This window comes from Catenuloplanes japonicus (genome assembly GCF_000717135.1).
Taxonomy (GTDB): Bacteria; Actinomycetota; Actinomycetes; order Mycobacteriales; family Micromonosporaceae; genus Catenuloplanes; species Catenuloplanes japonicus.
The window spans coordinates 1-16,343 of the sequence record NZ_JNXY01000062.1; the positions used below are offsets into that span (position 1 = coordinate 1).

The 16,343-nt window shown below is 67.5% G+C and carries 15 protein-coding genes and 2 pseudogenes; 10 read left to right on the top strand and 7 right to left on the bottom strand.

Going from position 1 to position 16,343, the window contains the following annotated elements; genetic code table 11:
• From OP04_RS52795 to OP04_RS47620, 5 genes are all read right to left on the bottom strand, one after another.
• Window positions 1-819 (bottom strand): AAA family ATPase (locus tag OP04_RS52795; RefSeq protein WP_157241354.1); only part of this gene is annotated, 819 nt, incomplete at its 3' end.
• A complete protein-coding gene (locus OP04_RS47605) occupies window positions 819-1,946 on the bottom strand; it encodes a CHAT domain-containing protein (protein ID WP_033346710.1) in 1,128 nt (375 codons plus the stop codon). The genes OP04_RS52795 and OP04_RS47605, both read right to left, overlap by 1 nt.
• A complete protein-coding gene (locus tag OP04_RS47610; protein ID WP_051800186.1) occupies window positions 1,936-2,283 on the bottom strand; it encodes a CU044_2847 family protein in 348 nt (115 codons plus the stop codon). Before OP04_RS47610 ends, OP04_RS47605 begins: the two co-directional genes overlap by 11 nt.
• Before the next feature lie 305 nt (window positions 2,284-2,588).
• Window positions 2,589-2,786: a hypothetical protein gene (locus OP04_RS47615; RefSeq protein ID WP_033346711.1), complete on the bottom strand. Its 198-nt coding sequence runs from the start codon at window positions 2,784-2,786 to the stop codon at window positions 2,589-2,591.
• A 15-nt stretch (window positions 2,787-2,801) separates the two neighbouring features.
• Window positions 2,802-4,118 (bottom strand): ISL3 family transposase, encoded by a 1,317-nt coding sequence (locus OP04_RS47620; RefSeq protein WP_033346712.1) that lies wholly within the window; start codon window positions 4,116-4,118, stop codon window positions 2,802-2,804.
• Window positions 4,119-4,286: 168 nt separating this feature from the next.
• On the opposite strand from OP04_RS47620, the pseudogene OP04_RS47625 reads away from it, so the two are divergent.
• Window positions 4,287-4,550 (top strand): annotated as a pseudogene (locus OP04_RS47625) (ATP-binding protein); the annotation flags it as partial.
• 7 nt (window positions 4,551-4,557) lie between these two features.
• The gene (locus OP04_RS47630; RefSeq protein ID WP_033346714.1) at window positions 4,558-4,746 is read left to right on the top strand and encodes a hypothetical protein; all 189 of its coding nucleotides are present in this window, start codon (window positions 4,558-4,560) and stop codon (window positions 4,744-4,746) included.
• A 46-nt stretch (window positions 4,747-4,792) separates the two neighbouring features.
• On the opposite strand, the gene OP04_RS47635 is transcribed toward OP04_RS47630, so the two are convergent.
• Both OP04_RS47635 and OP04_RS47640 read right to left on the bottom strand, forming a co-directional pair.
• The gene (locus OP04_RS47635) at window positions 4,793-5,437 is read right to left on the bottom strand and encodes an O-methyltransferase (protein ID WP_232324027.1); all 645 of its coding nucleotides are present in this window, start codon (window positions 5,435-5,437) and stop codon (window positions 4,793-4,795) included.
• Between the two features lie 272 nt (window positions 5,438-5,709).
• The gene (locus OP04_RS47640; protein ID WP_033346716.1) at window positions 5,710-7,278 is read right to left on the bottom strand and encodes an ISL3 family transposase; all 1,569 of its coding nucleotides are present in this window, start codon (window positions 7,276-7,278) and stop codon (window positions 5,710-5,712) included.
• 62 nt (window positions 7,279-7,340) lie between these two features.
• Between OP04_RS47640 and OP04_RS47645 the strand changes: the two genes are divergently transcribed.
• The 8 genes and pseudogenes from OP04_RS47645 to OP04_RS47675 all read left to right on the top strand — a co-directional run bounded on the left by OP04_RS47645 (window position 7,341) and on the right by OP04_RS47675 (window position 16,166).
• The gene (locus OP04_RS47645; RefSeq protein WP_198154316.1) at window positions 7,341-7,829 is read left to right on the top strand and encodes a hypothetical protein; all 489 of its coding nucleotides are present in this window, start codon (window positions 7,341-7,343) and stop codon (window positions 7,827-7,829) included.
• 62 nt (window positions 7,830-7,891) lie between these two features.
• Entirely contained in the window at window positions 7,892-8,776 is an 885-nt protein-coding gene (locus tag OP04_RS47650) for a carbohydrate ABC transporter permease (RefSeq protein WP_033346723.1), read from the top strand.
• Between the two features lie 2 nt (window positions 8,777-8,778).
• Complete coding sequence (locus tag OP04_RS47655; RefSeq protein WP_033346717.1) at window positions 8,779-9,678, top strand: carbohydrate ABC transporter permease; 900 nt, start codon at window positions 8,779-8,781, stop codon at window positions 9,676-9,678.
• Between the two features lie 5 nt (window positions 9,679-9,683).
• Window positions 9,684-12,251 (top strand): glycoside hydrolase family 78 protein, encoded by a 2,568-nt coding sequence (locus OP04_RS47660; RefSeq protein WP_051800188.1) that lies wholly within the window; start codon window positions 9,684-9,686, stop codon window positions 12,249-12,251.
• Window positions 12,252-12,358: 107 nt separating this feature from the next.
• Entirely contained in the window at window positions 12,359-13,324 is a 966-nt protein-coding gene (locus OP04_RS47665; RefSeq protein WP_051800189.1) for a LacI family DNA-binding transcriptional regulator, read from the top strand.
• A 174-nt stretch (window positions 13,325-13,498) separates the two neighbouring features.
• Window positions 13,499-13,870, top strand: a pseudogene (locus tag OP04_RS56955) (ATP-dependent DNA ligase); the annotation flags it as partial.
• A gap of 145 nt (window positions 13,871-14,015) precedes the next feature.
• On the top strand, window positions 14,016-14,369 hold the full coding sequence (locus tag OP04_RS55240; protein WP_232324028.1) for an SMI1/KNR4 family protein: 354 nt from the start codon (window positions 14,016-14,018) through the stop codon (window positions 14,367-14,369).
• Window positions 14,370-14,831: 462 nt separating this feature from the next.
• Window positions 14,832-16,166, top strand: coding sequence for a glycoside hydrolase family 76 protein (locus OP04_RS47675; protein ID WP_198154318.1), 1,335 nt, complete (start codon window positions 14,832-14,834; stop codon window positions 16,164-16,166).
• The last annotated feature ends 177 nt before the right edge of the window (window positions 16,167-16,343 follow it).

Consider the following 16,343-nt stretch of genomic DNA (forward strand, 5'->3'; position numbering starts at 1 on the left):
CGGCGTCGACTGCGCCGGCGTCTCCCCGCCCAGCCACGCCAGCGCGGGCACGACCGGCTCGCACTCCCCCAGCGCACCGGCCAGACTGATCAACGGCGCCGTCCGGTCCACCTCCATCGCGGCCCGGTACGCCACCGTCAGCCCGCCCCGCGCCCCGGCCCGCGCCGCCGCCCGCGCCAGATGCGACTTGCCGATCCCGGCCGGCCCGGTCAGCACCAGGCAGCCCCCCGTGCCGGCGGCCGTGCCCGTGACCGCACGGCCCAGCACAGCCCACTCAGGCCCCCGGCCGATCAGACCATCGTCTACTCCCCCCGAAGCACCGCCAACATAAGCCGGGTCCTTCGCCAAGGCGTATTGGCGGGATGGCTGTTGTGCTATCTCATAGACAGCAACTTCCTCAGGGCCAAATCCTGACGCCACGAACTCGAGAGCCTGCAGAATGCTGGCGTCCTCGGGCGGCAAGGTGTCTCGCGGAGATGGCGGAGACGCGGATGTCAAAACGGTCACCGGCAGGTCATCGACTCGCAACTCCGCACCAGCCCGCGAACACGTGATCAATCGCAGGGCCCGCTCACCGGCTGGCCCGCGCGGTGTGACGACGAACTGCACGGGCTGGCTGGAGTTCGGGGTGATGACCGGTTCATCGACCGCCTTGACCTGCACATACGGGGCGCCATCGAGAGTCAGGAGATACGGCAGCTCTGGATCGCCAGTGCTCCTCAACGAGACTTCAACGATGGACGCCTCTCCGACCATGATCTCTCGTTGCCATCGCACCACTGGCTCGATCATCACCAGGTTCTCGCTGGCCGCGCTCATCACTGCTTCCCTACCGGCAATGTCGTGGCATCGTACGGTCGGCCGTAGTAGGCGTACATGAACGTGTAGAAGAACGGCAGCAGCGCCCGGGCGGCATCGGCGTCGTTCGACCTAGGTGCGGTCGTCACCGAGTATGCCCGGCGAATATCCCGGATTGCCTCAGCCACCGGCGCCAGAGGCCGGGAGCGCAGTCTCTCGACGAGGTCCCTGAGGTATCTCCGCGCCTGGCCTTCACCGACCCTGCCGAGCGCCCCGATGAATCCGTGAGCTCCTGCGCGAAGGAGGGCGTCGGCGAAGCCGCGTTGGGTGGCGTCGTTGTAGTCGTCGTCGTAGATCAGCCGACCCGAGTGGCAGGCGTTGACGAACACGAGTCCGCCACCGGCCGCGAGCCGCTTGAGACCGATGCTGTCCAGGTCAGCGACAGATACCGTGTCATCGAGGACGAACTCGATGCTCTTGTCTCGAAAGGTGCCGTGGCAGGCGGTGTACACCATCGACAGAGGCGGCCCGGGCTCGTCGAGCACCTCGAGTAGTTCCCACAGTGTCGTCGTCACGGATGCGCCGAGGTCTTCCATAACCGCAAGGTCGGCCTGCATCGCGCCGCCAGCTATGTAGGCGACCACCTCGCCACTGGCGGTCGCCGCGCCTCCGGGTGAAGGTTCCTGGTCGTGGCAGGTGGCGACCCAGCGAGTCAGCGTGACAAGGCTGCCGAGCCAGTCACCGTCGTCGTCCTCGCCGAGCCAGAACAGCTCCCATGGGATCCCGTAGTCGGTCGTGTCACGCACGATCAGGGCGAGACCATCGCCATGATTGGTGCGCAGGTCGCGCAACCAACGCTGCAGTTCTTTCTTGGTGCGGGACCAGTTCTTCAGGCGCAGGTACGCGTGCGCCGGCGACTCGCCTCGGTCCTTATCGATCAGATCACCGACGTTGACCTTGTTAGGTCGGCGCTGCTGCGGTGGTGCCGTCCACGGCAGAGTACTGCAGCAGCAGTTCCCGCGCAGCCCGAAATGTTGACCGTCCTCGGTCTGGATCGCGATGACATCCAAGATCGCGATACCGGCGGGATGGGCAGCGTCTGCATCGACCAACGTCGGCCCAAGGCCAACGAAGCCCTCAGGGGGCATCGGCTTGCGTCTTCCATCGGAGGCAGACCTGAATCTGCGCTCCGGCGGTCAGCTCGACGATCCGCGCGCCGGCCTTGCCGTCGACTTTGATTGCAAGCTGGAGTTCCACCTCGTCAGGTTTACGGGCGCCCATCGAATCGATCCGTTCCGCGACCGTCGCAGCGCACGTCTCCACCAGATCGAGAGCTTCGGTGAACAGGGCCCGACCAGTCTTGAGAATCTTGCCGTCCAGGTCACGGGTCGGCTCATCTCCGTAGATCTCCTCCAGCCCGACGTTACCGGCGGCCTCGACCTCAATCTTGATCGGCCTGTCACCGGCGCCGCTCTCCGCGATCACTACGCTCAAGGATCCCCCACCGTTTAGGCCAGCTCGTGGGTTCCATAATGGCGCGCCCGCGCACTCCCGTCGATGCCCATTCGACGGATAGACCCGTGAGCCGTCGGCAGCACGTAGGGCACCACCGATACGGCGCACACCGCTCGGGCGTGACCGACCAGGTTCCTTCGCCTCCGCGGAGCCAGCTGTAGACGAGCAGCACGGCGAACGGGCGCCAGCAGAGTAGGACCGCTGGCGGCGGATCCATGTGGCGCGGCAATCAGGAAGTGATGATCGCTTCTATGCCCGCAGCGGTGAACACCGCATCAACCAGCCCTAATGGTGGAAAGTATGGCGTAAACGCCAGGAAACAGCAGTTCGAGCAGCGCTTCCTGTGCAGCAACCAAGACTAGATCGGAGCACACGTCACCCTCAGAGAGGATCTGCCGCCTCTGGCCCGCCTCATCCAGAGCCAACCTCGTTTGGGTCGGGGTGACGTACCAGTTCAGCAACGCCTCCTGCATGAGGGCTCTTCGAAGTTAAGCGGGGTTGAGGTGTCCGCGGTGGCGGCGGGTAGTGGCGGTGCGGGTGCGTAGTCGTTGGTTTTCGGGGTTGCGGAATCCGTAGGCGTCGCGGGCGACGGTTTTGATGACGCGGTTGGTGCCTTCGGAGCCGACGTTGGTGATGCCGGTGTGCAGGAACGCGAGGATTTCCGGCCACCAGGTCTCGATCGTGGTCGCGAGGCGGTGGAGTTCGGGCAGGTCAGTGGTGGCGCAGCGGGCGTAGAAGCGACGTAGCAGCCGGGCGGTGGTTTCCCGGTCCGGACGGGTGCGGGCAAGCGCGAGCAGGTCGAGCAGGTCCTCTTTCGCGTTCCAGGCTGCCAGGATCGGTGCGCCGATCTTCGTCGGCAGGTTCTCGGGAGTGTCGGCCGGCCGGTCGACGTGTTCGGCACGCATCCGGGCTGCTGACCTGGTCAGCCGGTTGCGTTGCTGCCATTCCGGGTCGGTGGCCCGGCCGCGTCGGCCGCGGTGCGTGACGGTCATGCGGCGGCGGACCTCGGTGACGGCCCGGTTGGCCAGTTGCACGACGTGGAAGTGGTCCACGACCAGCAGCGCGTGCGGCAGCGCTTCGCGGATCGCGGCCTTGAACACGGTGCACATGTCGATCGCGACGGCCTGGACCTGCTCACGCCAGGCCGTGGGACGAGCGGTGAGCCAGTCGGTCACCGCCTTGCTGGTCCGGCCCTCGACCTGGGCGAGCAGCCCTTGCCCGCCGCCAAGATCGCAGAATCCGACGTGCCACCGGTCGACGAGGGTGGTCCACGACGCGGTGACCTCGTCGAAACTCCAGCGGGGCTTACCGCGGCGGACCTCGTCGATGCCCAGCACCGTCACCGGCTCGGGTTCGGCCGGCAGCACCGTCGCGGCGTGCACGGTGAACGCGGCGGCGACGATCGGCCAGGACAGACCCAGGTCACGGGCTGTCTGCACGATCGTGCGGTTACCGTCGGCGACCGCCGCACCGGCGGCTTGACGCAGCCGGACGGTGATCCGAGCCCGTGCCGGGACCTGCGGTACCTGCTCGGTGAACGACTTGCGGGGACATCCGGGCTGGTCGCAGTGCCAGCGGCGTGTACGCCACCGCAGCCGAGCCGTCCGCCCGGCGATCGGCAGATCTCGTGGCCGGGTCGTGGTCCACTGCTTCACCCGCACGGCCCGCAATCCGCACTGCGGGCAGCATCGTGCCTGCTCATCGCCGGTGGACAGGTGGACGACGGGGGAACCGTCCGGGTGCAGCTCGACCCGATCGGCGACCAGGCCGTCCAGGCCCAGCAGCCGGGTCGTATCGTTGACCATGCTCGCAGCTCTTCACTTGTGACTATCCGATCTAGACACTCAGATGATCACTGATGAGCTGCGAGCCCTCACGCTCGGGCCGGACTTCGCCGCGAACCCCGCTCAACTTCGAAGAGCCGGCATAGTTCCGGTCTCGGTATAGGTCGATCTATGAGGATGTCGGCATAGATTGACGAGCTCGGCTACATGGAACTCGACCGGCACGGCGCCGAACTGCTGTTCCAAGTGCTGACCGAGCGCGAGGAAACCAACTCGGTAGCCATCGCCTCCAACGAGTCATTCGCCGGCTGGACCAAGACTTTCACCGACCCGCGGCTCTGCGCCGCGATCGTGGACCGGCTCACCTTCGGCGGCAACATCATCGAGACAGGCACCGACTCCTACCGCCTCGCCCACACCCACCAGAAGACCTTCGCCACGGCCACTAACTAACCCACCCATGAACGACCCAGCCATCCCTTCACCGGCCGAACGCCAGGCACTCAACGCCGCCCTGATCACCTCCGGCACCGAAACCGGCTTCTGGGACGACGACGGGCGGCCCGCACCCTGGCCCGACGACATCGACGAGTGGGCACCGGTCAGCCAGCCACCGGGCGCCACCGAACCCCAAGACCCGCCGTTCTGACCGCGCCTGGCCACGGTGGTCGGCGTCGGCGTGAAACGCAGAACCGCTATCGCGCGCGTCGCAGAATGGTAAATCCGTCCCACCCTTTTACACCCACCGTTTGCAGGCTGGTGGCGTCGAGGCGATCATCCTCAGCGATGCGCGTCAGCACGGCACGCACCCCGCCAACCCTCTCGTCCGAGCTACTGGCATCGATGACCGCACCGTTGCGCACCACATTGTCGATGACAATCACCGTGCCGGGCCGGCTCAGCTGCAGGGACGCTTCCAGATAGGCCGGATTGCTTGGCTTGTCGGCATCGATGAAGACGAAGTCATACGGCTCTGTTCCGGCCTCAACAAGACGGCGAGCAGACTCGGCAGCCTTGCCGACGACTACCCCCACGCGATCCAGAATCCCCGCCCGCTCCAGGTTTTCGCGAGCAATGTTCGCGTTCTCAGGCTCAAGCTCAAAGGTGGTCACATGGCCATGCTCGCCAACGGCGCGAGCAAGCCAGATGGTGCTGTAACCGGCAAGCGTGCCAAACTCCAGCACGCGCGTCGCTCCGACCATCTGGACCAGCAGGGCCAGCAACTTCCCCTGATTAGGTGCCACCTCCGCCTGCGGCATCGTGGTCGACCGCCCCGACTGCCTGGCTTGCACCAATGCGTCGTCCTCATGGACGAGCGTCTCAACAAAGTAGGCGTCCACGTCACGCCACAAACCTTCTGACTCGTACATCAATCCCCCGCCAAGACCCCGGCACGACGTCTGGACTCTACCTCCGCCGCCGCGCGAAGTCGGTGCGCCGGCAGCCCGCAACCCGCACGTTCAGTCACCGATCATCAGCTACCCAAAGGCCCGCAGTGGGGCCAGCTCAAGCCGTCACACCCCAACCATGACTACCTCCCCTGGGGCCATTTCAAGCCGTCCGGGTGGGGCCGCCGCGAGGTTCTGGCCCAATTTTCGTGATCGATCTGGCCCTATGCGAGGAGTATCCGCTTCCTGAGCAGGTCAAAGCTGGCGCGGCCATACATCTGTCTCTTGAGCATTTTGATGCGGTTGACGTTGCCTTCGACCGGTCCTGAGTTCCAGTGCAGGGTGAGGCCGGCGGTGACGGCGTCGAGGTCGGTGGTCAGGTGCTGGGCGAACGTGCTGATCCCGGGCAGCCCGGCGGCGACCGCCGCGGCGATCCAGGTGGTCAGCGTGGTGTTGCCGGTGCGGTGGGTGAGCATCGTGGCGAACTCGCGGACGAGTTGGTGGGCGGTGAGTAGCTCGGGGCAGCGCTGGAGGATGTCGGCCAGGGCGGGGATGTCGTCGGTTGCCTGGTTGTCGGGGTGGCGGCAGAGCCAGCCGGTGACCCGCCTGACCGATGGTGGCGGTGCCGCCGGTGGTGGCAGGTCGGGGGTGGGGCGCCGTTGCAGGTAGTCACGGACGGTGGAGTAGCTGCCGGTGAAGCCGAGGGCGGTGATCTCGCGGTGGAGGGCCTGGGTGTTGCCGTGGCGGCCGGTGTATCCGGCCTGCAGATGTGCCTTGTAGGGATCGAGGCTGGTGGCCGGGCGGCGTCGGCCGACGATCATCTGCTGCCAGGTGGTGGCGCGGGCGTAGCGCTGGACGGTGTGCCTGCCCCAGCCGAGGTGCCCGGCGATCTGCCGGATGGCCATGCCCTGTCCGAGCAGGTCGTGGACCAGGGCGTGGTGTTCGCGGCGGCGGTCGGCCAGCCGCCCGGTGGGATCAGGCTCGTCCGGTGGTCCCGCCGGTGCGGTTTCGGCCTCGGCCGGTGGCGGGTCTGGGCGCAGGCAGGATTTGTGGCCGGCCACGCAGCGTTCGACCGCGGTGGCGAGGTTCTGCCAGAGGTGGAATCGGTCGGCGACCTGGATCGCGTCCGGGGCGCCGGTGCGGGCACCGTAGGCGCTGGAGCGGTCCCGGCAGATGATCTCCGTTCCCGGGTGTGCGTCGAGCCAGGCCGTGAGCGGTGCGGCGTCGCGGGTTTCCAGCACGTCGTTGACCTGGTGGGTCTCGCAGTCGATGAGGACCGTGCCGTAGACGTGACCGCGTTTGAGCGCGAAATCGTCGACCCCGAGGACCCGTGTCGCCGGCACGGGCGGGTCCGGCATCGCCCTGATCAGCCGGAGCAGGCCGCTGCGGCTGGTGGCAACACCCAGCTTCGCGGCCAGCCGGGTGCCGGCCCGTGCGCACACCGCGAGGCTGATCGCCTCCAGCATCCGCCGCAACGGCGGGCTCCGGCGAGCATGCCGCCTGGTCAGCCCGTCGACCTGCTCGACGAACGTCCGCGCCTCGCACGAGTCGTCCTCGCAGAAGAACCACCGGACCCGGACCCTGATCAGGACCCTGCGGCCACCGACCGCGACGTCGGCCAGCCTGCGAACGTACCGGCTGTGGACCCGCCGAGCCGGAACCCGGCACCCCGGACACGCCGCACCCACCGCCGTCGACACCCCATCGATCAGAATGCTGTCCGCTGTCACCTCGACCTGCTCGACCTCCATCCCGCTCAGATGAGGCAGCAGCACCTTCAGACCGAGATCCACAGGTCGAACACCGTACACAGTGGACGGTCAGCGCCGCACGGGGCCACACCTGGTCACGAAAAGTGGGCCAGAACCCGCCGCGAGCCGTCAGAATCACCTGGGCGCTGGCCGACTTCAACGACGCCGGCAAGAACAAGATCGGCGCCGACAACGTCGGGTTCCTCAAGTTCCCGGCTGTCACCGGCGGCGCCGGCACCGCGGACCAGATGCCGGCCAACGTCGGCACCTCGCTCGCGGTGTCGAAGAAGGCATACGACAGTGACCCCGGCACCCAGGCCTGGGTCAAGTGCATCGTCGACAACTACGGCACCGTGGCCCTGCGCGACTCCAGCCAGATCACCGGGTTCGCCGCCGACCCCAGCATCCCCGTACCAGCCCTGACCAAGCAGATCCAGACCGAGATCGCCAACGTCCAGACCAGCGTGCTGTGGTTCGAGGCCTACTTCTCCGCCAAGGCCACCACCGTCAGCCAGAACAACGGCGGCCTGCTCGCCGCCGGCCAGCTGACCGGCGAGAAGTTCATGCAGACCGTCAGCTCCAACCTCGGCTGACCCACGCGGTGCCGGCGGCCCGCGCGGCCGCCGGCACCGGCACGCTTACGAAAGGACAGCTGATGCACAGCGTGTTGGGTGACCGCCGATCGGTCGCCATCCTCCTCGGACCGGCCTTGCTGGTCTACAGCCTCGGCAGGCTGGTGCCGATGCTCTGGTCACTGGGCTACACCTTCTTCATCGGCAGCGTGATCTCCGGTTTCAGCTGGGCCGGGACCGCGAACTTCGGCAAACTCCTCGACGACCCGGCCCTGCCCACCGCACTGTGGTTCACCGTCAAGTACGCCGTGGTCATCACCGTCGGTCAGGTCCTCGTCGGCTACCTGCTCGCCCTGCTATACGTGTTCTTCCTCCGGCGCGGCGGCGCGGTCATCCGTACCCTCGTGTTCTTCCCGGTCATCCTGCCCACCGTCGCCGTCGCTCTGCTGTTCCAGAAGTTCTTCGAGTACGCCCCGCAGACCGGGCCGGTCAACGCATTGATCGAGGCGTTCGGCGGCACCGGCGTCGACTGGTTCAGCACGCCCGGCAACGCGTTCCTCGTCGTCGCCATGATGGACATCTGGCGGTCGATGGGCTTCTACGCCGTGCTGCTCTACGCCGGGCTACTCGACATTCCCGACGAGATGATGGAGGCCGCCGCCATGGACGGCGCCTCCACCTGGCGACTGATCCGCAGCATCGTGGTGCCGCTGTCGCTGCCGGTGCTGGTCTCCTCGCTGGTGTTCAGCATCAACGGCACGCTCAAGGCATTCGACTCGATCTACGCCCTGACCGGCGGCGGCCCGGGCAGCGCCACCACACCGCTGACGCTGTACATGTACCAGACCTCGTTCGCCTACGGCGACTACGGATACGGCTCGACGATCGCACTCACGCTGACCGTGCTGTGCCTGCTGGTCACCGTCTTCATCTTCCGCGCGACCCGCCGCGACCTGGCGCAGGGGTAGACATGACGATCACGTCCCACCGGGGAAAGACCCGCACCGCCGCTGCCCCCGGTCCAAACCGGCGCCGCCGTGACCCCCACCGCCTGCTGCGGCGGCTGCCCGGACACATCTGCGTGGCGCTGCTGCTCATCGTCGTGGCGTACCCGCTGGTCTGGCTCTTCCTAGGATCTTTCAAAACGCAGGATGAATTCCTCAACGGCTCGGCCACCGCGCTGCCGGAGAGTTTCACGAACTTCGACAACTACACCACCGCGTGGTCGTCGGTCGCCATCTACCTGCGCAACTCACTGCTGACCGTGCTGCCGTCGCTGGCGCTGATCGTCATCCTGGGCACCGCGGCCGGATTCGCCCTGGAGGTGCTGGTGTGGAAGGGGCGGCAGACCACGCTGCTGCTGTTCCTGGCCGACATCATGATTCCCGGGCAGATGATCCTGCTGCCGCTGTTCACCGTCTACTTCCAGCTGCACCTCACCGGCACCCTCTGGCCGCTGATCATCACCTACACCGCCACCGGCCTGTCGCTGACCGTGTTCATGATGGCCACCTACTTCCGGGCCATTCCCCGGGGTGTGTTCGAGGCGGCCACCCTCGACGGCGCCACCATCATCCGGTCGTTCGTCTCCATCGGCTTCCCGATGATGCGCAACTCGGTGCTCACCATCGCCCTGGTGCAGTTCTTCTTCCTCTGGAACGACCTGCTCATCGCGCTGACGTTCACCACCGACGACGCCCAGCGCACCGTCCAGGTCGGCCTGCTCAACTTCACCGGCCAGTTCGGCGTCGTCGAGTACGGCCCCACCTTCGCCGCGATCTGCATCAACGTGCTGCTGATCCTGGCCATCTACATCTTCCTCAACCAGCGAGTCATGCGCGGCCTGGCAGCCGGCGCCGTGAAGGGCTGAACCACGTGCCTGCACCGGACGCACCACGCGTCGAACACCACACCACCGCACTCGGCATCGGCGAGCCAGCACCCCGGCTCTCCTGGCGGAACCGGACCGACCGGCCTGGCTGGAGGCAGCACGCGTACCAGATCGAGGCGGCCGGACACTGGCGCAGCGGCGTAATCGAGTCCCCCGACAGCGTCCTGGTGCCGTGGCCCGGGCCCGCGCTGACCTCCCGGGAACGCGTCGACGTCCGGGTACGGGTATGGGGTGACGGCGACGGCGAACCCGGCCCGTGGAGCCCGGCCACCCCCGTCGAGGCCGGGCTGCTGGACGCCGGCGACTGGCAGGCCGCATTCATCGGCTCCGGCGACCTCACGGACGGCGACCGGCGACCGATCCTGCTGCGCCGGGACGTCGCCGTCCGCGACGATCTCGTTTGGGCGCGCGCGTATGCGACCGGCTGCGGGGTGTACGAGCTGACCGTCAACGGTGCACCGGCCGGCGACGACGTGCTCGCGCCCGGCTGGACCAGCTACCACCACCGGCTGCGCTACCAGACCTACGACATCACCGCGCTGCTGCGCCCCGGCGCCAACACGATCGGTGCCTGGCTCGCCGACGGCTGGTGGCGCGGCAGGTATGGCTGGAACCGCGTCGGCGAGCGGTACGGCCCGCGGACCGCCCTGCTGGCCCGCATCGAGCTCGGCTACGCCGACGGAAGCACCGACCACCTGGTCACCGACGGCACCTGGGCCTGGGCACACGGCCCGATCCTGCGGTCGAGTATCTATGACGGAGAACACCACGACGCCCGGGTGGAACCAGCCGGCTGGCAACCCGCTGAGGTGATCCAGCCGCGGACCGGCGAACTTGTCGCTCCCACCGGGCCGCCGGTGCGGCGCATCGAGCAGTTGCCGCCACGGAACGTCACCCGCGTCGACGCGCACACCCACCTGCTCGACTTCGGTCAGAACATCGCGGGCCGGCTGCGCATCACCGTCACCGGCCCGGCCGGCACCACCATCGACATCCGGCACGCCGAGGTACTGGAGCATGGGCGGTTGTGCACCCGGCCCATCCGCACCGCCGCCGCCCACGACGTCTACGTTCTCGCCGGCGACGGGCCGGAGACCTGGGAGCCACGGTTCACCTACCACGGGTTCCGCTACGCCGAGATCAGCGGCTGGCCCGGCGACCTCGGCCCCACCGCCGTCACCGCGGTCGTCTGCCACGACGACATGCCACCGGCCGGTACCTTCTCCTGCTCCCACGAACTGTTGCAGCGACTGCACGAGAACGTCCGGTGGAGCATGCGGGACAACTTCGTGTCCGTGCCCACCGACTGCCCGCAACGCGACGAACGGCTCGGTTGGACCGGCGACCTGCAGGTGTTCGCGCCCACCGCGGCGTTCCTCTACGACGTGACCGGCAGCATCGCCGACTGGCTCACCGACGTCAGCGCCGAGACCGGCGACGACGGCCTCGTACCCCTGTACGTGCCGCACATCCCCACCTCCTTCCCACAGTTCCACAGTGCCGTCTGGGGCGATGTCACCACCGTGGTCCCGCTGGTGCTGCTCGACCGGGCCGGAGACCTCGGACCGGTCACCCGCGGATACGACACCGCCTGCGCCTGGGTCGAGGGCTGCCAGCGCCTCCTCAGCGACCGTGACGTCATAGCCGACGGCCTGCAACTCGGCGACTGGCTCGACCCCGCCGCACCACCGGACCGGCCGCAGCAGGCCCGCACCGATCCCTACCTGGTCGCCACCGCCTACCTCGCCCACTCCGCGCGGCTGCTGTCCCGGCAGGCCCGGCTGATCGGCAAGGACGACGACGCCACCGCATATGACATGCTCGCCGCCCGGGTCGTTCGCGGCTTCCGGCGGGAGTTCGTCACCCCGGCCGGCCGGTGCGCCTCCGACACCCAGACCGCCTACGCGCTCTCGCTGTGCTTCGACCTGCTCGAACCGGCACAGCGTGCACGCGTCGGCGACCGTCTGGCCGAACTGGTCCGCGAGGCGGAATTCCGCATCGGCACCGGATTCGCCGGGACCTCGCTCGTGCTGGACGCGCTCAGTGACACCGGGCACCTCGAGGAGGCGTACCGACTGCTGCTGGAGACAGGCTGCCCGTCCTGGCTGTACCCGATCACCATGGGAGCCACCACCATCTGGGAACGCTGGGACAGCATGCTCCCGGACGGCTCGATCAACCCCGGCAACATGACGTCGTTCAACCACTACGCGCTCGGCGCCGTCGCCGACTGGCTGCACCGGGTGGTCGCCGGTCTCGCACCCGCCGCACCTGGCTACCGTTCGATCCTGGTACGCCCGCGCCCCGGCGGAGGACTCACCTGGGCCGAGGCCGAGCACACCACCCCCTACGGCCCCGCCTCCGTGCGGTGGGAACGACACGACACCAGCCTGCGGGTACGGGTCGTCGTCCCACCCGGCTGCGACGCGGTGATCGATTTGCCCGGGCAGGAACCGGTCACGGTCGGCAGCGGCGAACATACTCTCACCAGTGAATACCGGGCCGTCAGCGACGACCCGATCGGCCCGCTGCCCGCCCGGCAGCACTTCTGAGACCGGCGCCGGCTCCCGTACCCTGTGGTCCGGGAGCCGCCGGTCGCGGCCACCGAACAGGCACAGCAACAGTGGGGACGGCCGTGGGTCGCGCGACAATCCGGGACGTGGCCCGCCTCGCCGGAGTCTCCGACGGCACGGTCAGCAACACCCTCAACCGGCCACACCTGGTCAGCACGGACACCCGCCAGCGCGTCCTGCAGGCCATGGAGACCACCGGGTACGTGCCCAGCGCCGCCGCCCGGGCGTTGCGCGCCGGCCGCAGCCGCACCATCGGCCTGGTCGTGCTCGACTTCGGCAACCCGTTCTTCGCCGAGGTGGCCGCCGGTGCCGAACAGGCCGCGACCGACGCCGGAGCGGACGTGGCGCTGTTCCACACCGGCATCGGAGCGCACGACCGCGAACAACGGCTTCTCCAGCGGCTCGCCGAAAGGCGGCTCGACGGACTGGTCATCACCCCCAACGACGTGGAGCATCCGCTGCTGGCCGTGATCGAGCAGCGAGGCACGCCGGTCGTCGTTCTCGCCCGTGAGGTACCCAGCCGCCGGCGCAGCGCCGTACGCGGCGACGACCACGCCGGTGGGGTGCTGGCCGCTCGACATCTGCTCGACGAAGGCCACCAGCATCTGGCCTTCGTGGGGTGGCGCCGCGACGAACGATATGAGGGAGCGGCGCATGCGGCCGCCAACGCCGGCGCGCGACTGACCTGGATCGGCACCACCGATGCTGACCTTGCCGGTGGAGTGGCGGTAGGGGAGCGGCTGACCGCGACGGCGGCCGCGGAGCGGCCGACCGCAGTGTTCTGCGCCAACGACCTCATCGCGGCCGGCCTGATCCAGGTAATCACCCAGGCGGGGTGGCGCATCCCAGACGACCTTGCCGTGGTCGGATTCGATGACACTGACCTCGTCAGTGCGGCCAGCGCCGTCGAGCTGACCAGCGTGCGGCAACCGGCCGCGGAAATGGGCAGCGCATCGGTCCGGCTCATCCTCGACGGGACCGGCCCGCCACGCGACCTCGTCTTCGTCCCCGAGCTCATCGCACGTGAATCATCCGTTGCAGGGCGGGCGTAACGGATTCGAGGGAATCCATATCCTGATCTCTTGAGACCAGGATGCTAGGTACAGCTCCTTCTCATAGCTCCAGCTCCGGAGGCGTATGCGCGTGCTCGCCTTGGGTGTCCGCGTCGGCAACACGGGTGTGTCTCATGAGACAACCCAACTCCGGAGAAGGACGGTTGGCGCGCGGTGGCCTGGCGGCTGTCCAGCGGCCGAGTCCTGATTCAGTCTCGTCACCAGCGTGACCTGACGGGCTACTTCCCGGACATCGCCGCGCACCTTGAGGCGTGGCTTACGCCCGGCACGGTCCTCGACGGCGAACTCGTCAGCTGGAACATGGCGACGCGGCAGACCGATTTCACCGCGCTCGGCCGGCGCATCACCGCCGGTAGGGGCCTCGCCGACGAGGCTGCCGCGCATCCGGCGCATCTGGTGGCGTTCGACTGTCTTGCCGACCGTGGTGTCTCGCTGCTGCGTCGGCCGCTGGTGAAGCGCCGGCTGCATCTGGAAGGTCTTCTCGCCGGCGGCCCGCCAGCGTTGTCGTTGTGCGTGCAGACCGCCGATGTCGCTGAGGCCCGGGTCTGGATGACGGAGTTCGCCCGTGCCGGAATTGAAGGGATTGATATTCCCCAGACCTCGGCGAACTCCATGAACCGCTCGGTCCCCGGAGAACATCGCCCGGCTGGAGCAGCGCATCGGCCGGCCGCTGCCGCCGGCGTACCGCGACCACCTGCTGCGCCACGACGGCGGGCGGATGGACAACAACGACCGGGCCGTGCACACCGTCTTCTCCGTCGGCGCCGTCAAGCCCATCGCCAGCATCTTCAGCCGCCTCGGCAACTTCGCCAGCCGCGTACCCACCTGGCTGCTCCCGCTCGCCCGCGACGAGGGCGGCCACCTCTTCGCGCTGTCCCTGTGCGAGGCGGACTCCGGCACCGTGTGGTTCTGGGACCACGAGTACGAGGCCGGCGAGGGCGATCAGCCCACCGAGGACAACATCACCCGCGCCGCCGACGACCAGCAGACGTTCCTCCAGTCCCTCAACCCGATCATCATCTAGGTGGAGTCGGCTACGTCCTCCGGGATGTGGTGGATGATGCGGTCGGCCGCGCCGTCGGGTCTGTGTGCTCCGGACGCGCCCCCGCTGACGTGTTCCCGTCACCGTGCAAGCGTGGCTCAGCGGCGGTGAAGCTGCGTTCCCGACGGCAGCCCACTATGAAGACTTATTTACAGATAGATCGTGATCGTAATATGTTGTACCTGGCAACTCGCCAGGCCGCCGATAGACCATCGGCCAGGCCTTGAGTGTCCGCGCCAGGGGCTTCAGCCCCTGGGGTCGGTGTCCACGGCCATCGCTCGGAGAGCGCCTACACCACAGAGCTTGCCGATCCCCCTCATGCGCCGCCGTCCGCCTTGCACCGATCCAAGGCTTCCCCCGACCTGGAGGGCAGAACACATGAGAGACAGCGCTACGCCGAGAGCTGGATGGCGCCTGCCCCTGGCTGCTGCCGCGGCAATTGCAATGACCGTCACAGGCGGCACCGCGCTCGCATCCGCAGGCGTGCATTCGTCTGCACCAGTCACAGTGCCGGCCCTAGCGGCTGACGCGCCGAATCTGAATCATCCAGCCGCCGGGTACGCCCAGGCCGGCGCTGATCTCACCTCCACATACATGCAGGCATTTTGGAACAGGGCCGGGGGTAATATATTCAGCGCACCCACACCGACCGCCGAGACTGTTCCCTCCTCGGGCAATTCAAGCAATGGCTACACTCTCTGGCCCTCGCTGCTCGGACTGCACGGGCTGGTCGAAGGTGAGCGTCAACGTCCTGGTGCGTATTCCTACTGGATATGGCAGGTGTACAGCGGTCTCGGGCAGTACTGGAACGCCGACTGGCACGGTTATATGGCATGGAAGATGTTCCCCGGAAATGACGACAGCTATTACGACGACAACGCGTGGGTGGTAATCACCCTCGTTGAGGCGTATGAAGCAACCCGAACCAGCGATCCGGCTCACGCAGCGATGTATCTCGGTCGCGCCAACGAGGTCATGAGCCAGTACGAGGTACACGGCTGGAACTCTGACTCGATCGGCGGCGTCCGCTGGGGAACCTCGGCAACGGCCGCCGGTGCCACCGATCGGACGACCTCGGCCACGGCCGGCGCCGCGCTGGCCGCATTCCTGCTGCACCGCAACGGCCAGCGGCCGACCTGGGGTGGAACGTGGCTTGACTGGGGCGCCGGGGCGGTGAAGTGGATCGTCCGCCGGCTGTGCGATTCCGACGGTCTGATCATGGACGGTTTCAAGGACAACGGCGAGGTAATGCGTACCAAATGGACGTATAACACCGGCGTCACCATGCGGGCCCTCGTTGAGCATTATCGAGAATCCGGAGATCGGACCAGCCTTACCGCTGCGGAATCACTCGGCCGCGCCGCTCTCGACCACAACGGCGGCCTGTTCGACAATTCAGTGAATGATTCGTCGAAGCGGTTCTGGTGGGACGGTGTCTACTTCGTACACTACCTGGTTGACGGGTTGTTGAGGCTTCGCGAAGCGACCGGCGACGCCGCCCTTCGCTCCAGCATCGCCGCCGAGGTACGTCGTGAAGCCGCGTACACGTACAACTACCTCCGTGACCAGCAGTCGGGCGACGGCATGTACTGGCGCAACATGAGGTTGTGGCGCATCGGCCCGTACCAACTTCAGGTGTGGCAGCAGATCACAGGGCAGACCAGAGGCCTGAGCCAGGACCCCTCCGAGATGAACGGCAGCCAGTACGTCAAGACGCTGCTTGCCAACGCCGGCGTCGCCAGACTCTTCTGGCAGGTCGGCGCATCGACCGGTCCCTGATGCGGAGGCGTGACTCGCCGTCCGCAGTATCGACAGACTTGGCAGGTCGATATCCCGCGTACGCCCCATGTGGAGTGACAATGAGCCATTCCGCGCAACGAGTCGCCGACTCTGAGTGACCGGCGGTCGGAGTCCACACGCGACACGCCGAAGGTGTTGCGCTGCAACGAGAAGACG